Raw genomic sequence first — 582 nt, 5'->3', positions numbered from 1 at the left:
CTGCAAATCGATCGCAGCTTGAATCTTTTTTTCCCGCAAATCAGCCGCCGCTTGAATTGCGGAAAAATCCGCTACTTCCTGCAAAGCCACCGGCTTAAATCTCACCGCCGGAAGCCTCATGCGATCCAAGGCTTCAATATCAGCGCGAGCTTGCGCGATCGCAATTTTTTCGCGGGAAAAATCCGGTTCCGGTAGCGGTGCCAATGGCGGCAGTGGTTGCCGTGCCTGTTCGATTGCCATATTTAGCGCCTCTTTCTGAGCTTCGAGCGCAAGTCTCTGCTCAGTGCGATCGCTCAAAAGGTCGCCCGCATTTACCCGGTCACCCTCGCGAATCTTCACATCATCAAGCGAAGAAACAGTTAAATTTACCCTATGCCGTCTCATCCTAATTTCCCCGCCGCTGTTTTCCTCGCTGGTAATAGTCGCTGCCGATTCCATTGGGCGCACCATGCTTGATTGCGAACTGGTCGGCATGGCCAAACCAAAAATTAAAAGGATGGCTAAAATTAAAGTTTTCATAACAGGTTAGTAATCTTTTTTTTAATTCTAATCAATGCGATCGCCTCGCATCAATGCGATCGC

The 582-nt window shown here is 49.5% G+C and carries 1 protein-coding gene; it reads right to left on the bottom strand.

Translation table 11 applies throughout. From position 1 onward, the window contains the following. Positions 1–519: hypothetical protein (locus tag LKK83_RS19425; protein ID WP_324632949.1), on the bottom strand; the 519-nt coding region annotated here is incomplete at its 3' end. Between the last annotated feature and the right edge of the window lie 63 nt (positions 520–582).

The organism is Phormidium sp. CCY1219 (genome assembly GCF_035615515.1).
Lineage (GTDB): Bacteria > Cyanobacteriota > Cyanobacteriia > Cyanobacteriales > Laspinemataceae > CCY1219.
The sequence above is the reverse complement of the archived record's forward strand: the minus strand, read 5'-3'. Positions and strand labels throughout refer to the sequence as shown.